The sequence below is a fragment of the Dyadobacter sp. genome, from assembly GCF_051859145.1.
Lineage (GTDB): Bacteria > Bacteroidota > Bacteroidia > Cytophagales > Spirosomataceae > Dyadobacter.
Window position 1 is genome coordinate 1 of sequence record NZ_JBHYGF010000360.1, and the last position, 4,316, is coordinate 4,316.

Here is a 4,316-nt window from a genome sequence, read left to right on the forward strand (position 1 = left end):
AAAGACTACCTCGAAAGAAAGATATCTGAGGCTGGTGTTTGCTTCTTGCATGCTCCTCTTTTCCATCCTGCAATGAAAAACGTAGCGCCTATCCGCCGCGAACTTGGGATCAAAACTTTCTTCAATATGCTGGGTCCGATGGTCAATCCGGTATCTCCCAAAAAACAGCTTGTAGGGGTGTTTAGTCTTGAATTAGCACGGCTTTTTGCTTATCTTTACCAACAAACGGATAAGAAATTTTTAGTTCTTCACGCGTTAGACGGATACGACGAAGTGTCATTAACAGGCTCTTTTAAAGTCATTACCGCTCAATATGAGCAGATCCTTTCCCCCTCTGATTTAGGGCTACAAACATTGCGCGCACAGGATTTGTCCGGTGGCCAGACTGTCAAGGAATCTGCTGAGATTTTCATGAATGTTTTGAATGATAATGCGACGTCTTCTCAAAAGCAGGCGGTAATCGCGAATGCAGCATTAGCCTTGCATTGCGCCAACCCAGACCTAGCGCTGATTGACGCTGTGGCTGCCGCCCGTGAATCTTTGGAGAGTAAAAAGGCGTTATATAGTTTTAAAAAACTGGTTGAAGCTTAGCAACAGCTGGTTTTAAATATAAAGTAGAAGTTATCAGGCCCTTAGATGAATATATTAGAGAAAATAATTGCCCGTAAAAAGATCGAAGTACTCGAATCAAAGAAAGAGAAGTCCTTTTCTGATCTTGAAAAGGAGATTTATTTCTCTAAATCCACCCATTCGCTGGCGAAAGCTTTAAGAGCGGCAACAAATCCGCAAATCATATCTGAATTTAAGCGGAAATCTCCATCTAAGGGCATTATCAATGATCAGGTAAGTCCAGAAGTTGTTACGCGTGACTACGTCAATGCAGGCGCTGTGGCACTTTCTGTTTTGACTGACACAGATTTTTTCGGCGGATCTTTCAACGATTTCCGCAAAGCACGGGAAGCCAATCCATCTATTCCAATGCTGCGTAAGGATTTCATTGTAGATGAATACCAGCTTTTTGAGGCAAAAGCAATTGGTGCTGATGTAATCCTGTTGATCGCCGCCTGTCTCACTCCTCAGGCAGTCGCTTTTTTAAGCCACAGGGCGCATGAACTTGGGCTTGACGTGTTGTTGGAGGTTCATAATGAAGAAGAGCTGCTGGAAACGCTAAATGACAGCGTCGATATCGTAGGAGTGAACAACCGTAATTTGAAGACATTCGAAACAGCTATTGAGACATCTGTGGCGTTAAGCAGCCTAATCCCGGATTCTTTTGTTAAGATTTCAGAGAGCGGTTTGAAGGATGCAGAAACGATTATCAGATTATACCAGAACGGATATAAAGGTTTCCTGATAGGAGAAACGTTTATGAAAACAGTAAATCCTGGCGCCGCACTAGCTGATTTACAAAAGGATATAACTCAACATAGCAATTTAAATCCCCTGTTTCTATGAAAATTAAAGTTTGCGGATTGCGTCAGCAAAGCAACATCGAAGAGGTGGTCGCCCTTAAACCTAACTTTATCGGATTCATCTTTTACGAAAAATCCCCCCGCTTTGTTGGTGAAGAAATTAGTGAAGAATATATCAGGAGCATTCCTCAAAGCATTAAAAAAGTAGGCGTTTTTGTGAATGCCAGCCCGGGCCACATTTTGAATATGGTCAAAAAGTACGATCTCCAATACGCGCAGCTTCATGGTAACGAAATGCCCGACATTTGCCGCAGCATTCGTCAAAAGGGAGTGAGCGTGATCAAAGCTTTTTCGATCAATGCGCAGTTCAACTTTGCAATGCTCAATAATTACAAATCATTCTGCGATCTTTTCCTGTTTGATACTGCTGGTGCAAATCCGGGTGGAAACGGAACTTCGTTTGACTGGAACCTGCTAAAAAAATACGATAACGAAAAGCCGTTTTTCCTCAGCGGAGGTATCGGCCTGGACAACATCGAAGAGATCATTGAGTTGTCAAAAACACTGCCCATTTATGGCATTGACGTAAACAGCAAATTCGAAACAGAGCCAGGTATCAAAGACATCTCCAAATTGCAGGAATTATTTGATCTGATCCGGATAAAAGAAAAAGAGGAAGCAGAAGCCTAAATTCTTATGGAAGATATAGCAGAAAAGACATCTTATCAGGTAGATAAATATGGTTATTACGGGACGTTCGGAGGTGCATTCATTCCTGAGATGCTATACCCCAACGTACAGGAATTGCGGGAAAATTATTTACAGATTATTGATGATCCTTCCTTCCAGAAAGCATACAGTGATTTACTGCGCGACTATGTAGGCCGGCCGACACCACTGTACAGAGCTAACCGACTTTCGGAAAAGTATCAGACCAACATATTTCTGAAAAGGGAAGACCTTTGCCACACCGGCGCGCATAAGGTTAACAATACCATTGGTCAGATATTAATGGCGCAGCGACTTGGGAAAAAGCGCATTGTCGCTGAAACAGGCGCAGGACAGCATGGTGTAGCTACTGCCACTGTATGCGCCTTAATGGATCTGGAATGCATTGTGTACATGGGCGAGCTCGATATCGAGCGCCAGGCACCGAATGTTGCGCGCATGAAAATGCTGGGGGCTGAGGTAAGACCAGCCACCTGTGGTTCCAGAACCCTGAAAGATGCTACCAATGAAGCAATGCGCCACTGGATCAATAATCCCGTAGATACGCATTATATCATCGGTTCTGTTGTAGGTCCCCACCCATATCCTGATATGGTAGCACGTTTCCAGTCTATCATTTCGGAGGAAATCAAATGGCAGTTGAAATCACATATCGGCAAAGAAACCCCTGATTACGTGGTTGCCTGCGTGGGTGGCGGCAGCAATGCGGCCGGTGCATTCTATCATTTCCTCAGCGATGAAAACGTTAGGCTTGTGGCAGCAGAAGCTGCGGGACTAGGCTTATCTTCCGGGCATTCCGCAGCTACAACTGCGCTGGGCAAGCCGGGTGTGCTGCATGGTAGCAGGACCATTTTAATGCAAACCGAAGATGGTCAGGTAGTGGAGCCATTTTCCATCTCAGCCGGCCTTGATTATCCGGGCATCGGACCGCAGCATGCATATCTTTACGACAGCGGCAGAGGAACATTCTTGTCGGCTACGGACGAGGAAGCGGTGCAGGCTGCATTTGAATTAACCCGCCTGGAAGGCATTATCCCCGCGCTGGAATCATCGCATGCGCTGGCTATTCTGGGAAGGCTGGGCGCTACAAAGAATGAAACCGTCGTACTTAATCTTTCCGGTAGGGGAGATAAGGATATGGCTACTTATATGAAATACATCGATTGATCTCACCTAAATATAACACCTATGGCTACATTAACACTACCCGAAGTTTTTGATTTAAGGTTGAAAATTAAGGAGTTGGAAGAGAAAATTAATTCCGGAGAGTTGTCTTTGTTTGAAAGATGTGATTTTGAAGACGAAGTACTCGGACTAAAAGAAAAGCTGGGAGAATTTGACCGCCTGAAATTCAGTGACGAAGGTGAGTGCCTCAACTGCTCTGCGTAGCCAAATGCATTACCATTTTTAATATCTAAACTCAAAACAATGAATTTCAAGCAGGTTTTATTCGCATGCATGTTCCTCATCGGATCTGCTACATTCGTTTCCGCACAAACTACAACTTCCAAGAAAATGCTACGTCACGTTGTTCTCTTCAAATTCAAAGATTCAGCAACTCCTGCCCAGGTAAAAGAAGTTGAAGATGCATTCAGGGCGCTTCCTTCCAAAATCAAAGAGATCAAGGGCTTGGAGTGGGGTACCAATAACAGCCCGGAAGGTTTGTCACAAGGTTTTACGCACGTGTTTTTTGTAACATTTGACAGTGAGGCAGGTCGTGAAGTATATCTTCCTCATCCTGATCATAAAGCTTTTGGTAAAGTTTTAGGGCCACATCTGGACAAAGTATTGGTAGTAGATTACTGGGTAAAAGAATGAACCGGATTACAACACTTTTTCAGCAGGGACAGCCAAATGGTGAGGGACTGTTGAATGTATATTTTACAGCGGGCTTCCCTGAACTGAACGATACTATGCGCGTTTTGCAGGCGTTGCAGGACGGAGGCGCCGATCTGGTTGAGATAGGAATGCCTTATTCCGATCCGGTTGCTGATGGAGAGACAATTCAAAGAAGCAATGATCAGGCGCTGGAAAATGGTATGTCTGTGAAGGTACTTTTTGAACAGCTCAAAAACATGCGCGAGAAGATCACCGTTCCTGTGCTTTTAATGGGCTACGTCAATCCCGTCTTGCAGTACGGCGTGGAAGATTTCTGTCGCTCCTGTGCCGAGGTTG

7 protein-coding genes are annotated in these 4,316 nt (G+C 44.5%); all 7 read left to right on the forward strand.

The features are described from left to right. A partial coding sequence (locus tag ACTIE6_RS18935; RefSeq protein WP_439558134.1) for an anthranilate phosphoribosyltransferase occupies positions 1 to 591 on the forward strand: 591 nt, incomplete at its 5' end. A gap of 45 nt (positions 592 to 636) precedes the next feature. Then, positions 637 to 1,455: an indole-3-glycerol phosphate synthase TrpC gene (trpC, locus tag ACTIE6_RS18940; protein WP_439558135.1), complete on the forward strand. Its 819-nt coding sequence runs from the start codon at positions 637 to 639 to the stop codon at positions 1,453 to 1,455. Continuing rightward, positions 1,452 to 2,102, forward strand: coding sequence for a phosphoribosylanthranilate isomerase (locus tag ACTIE6_RS18945; protein WP_056292367.1), 651 nt, complete (start codon positions 1,452 to 1,454; stop codon positions 2,100 to 2,102). The genes trpC and ACTIE6_RS18945 overlap by 4 nt, the downstream gene beginning before the upstream one ends. Positions 2,103 to 2,108: 6 nt before the next feature. Next, on the forward strand, positions 2,109 to 3,308 hold the full coding sequence (trpB, locus tag ACTIE6_RS18950) for a tryptophan synthase subunit beta (protein ID WP_439558136.1): 1,200 nt from the start codon (positions 2,109 to 2,111) through the stop codon (positions 3,306 to 3,308). A 21-nt stretch (positions 3,309 to 3,329) separates the two neighbouring features. Next, positions 3,330 to 3,530: a hypothetical protein gene (locus ACTIE6_RS18955; RefSeq protein ID WP_439558137.1), complete on the forward strand. Its 201-nt coding sequence runs from the start codon at positions 3,330 to 3,332 to the stop codon at positions 3,528 to 3,530. 69 nt (positions 3,531 to 3,599) lie between these two features. Beyond that, positions 3,600 to 3,959: a Dabb family protein gene (locus tag ACTIE6_RS18960; protein ID WP_056292396.1), complete on the forward strand. Its 360-nt coding sequence runs from the start codon at positions 3,600 to 3,602 to the stop codon at positions 3,957 to 3,959. Then, positions 3,956 to 4,316, forward strand: a 361-nt coding sequence (gene trpA, locus ACTIE6_RS18965) for a tryptophan synthase subunit alpha (RefSeq protein ID WP_439558138.1), incomplete at its 3' end; no start/stop codon positions are given. The genes ACTIE6_RS18960 and trpA, both read left to right, overlap by 4 nt.

Coding starts and splice junctions, on each gene's coding strand:
- ACTIE6_RS18955 (WP_439558137.1), top strand. CDS start 3,330: ATGGCTACATTAACACTACCCGAAGTTTTTGATTTAAGGTTGAAAATT.
- trpB (WP_439558136.1), top strand. CDS start 2,109: ATGGAAGATATAGCAGAAAAGACATCTTATCAGGTAGATAAATATGGT.
- trpC (WP_439558135.1), top strand. CDS start 637: ATGAATATATTAGAGAAAATAATTGCCCGTAAAAAGATCGAAGTACTC.
- ACTIE6_RS18960 (WP_056292396.1), top strand. CDS start 3,600: ATGTTCCTCATCGGATCTGCTACATTCGTTTCCGCACAAACTACAACT.
- ACTIE6_RS18945 (WP_056292367.1), top strand. CDS start 1,452: ATGAAAATTAAAGTTTGCGGATTGCGTCAGCAAAGCAACATCGAAGAG.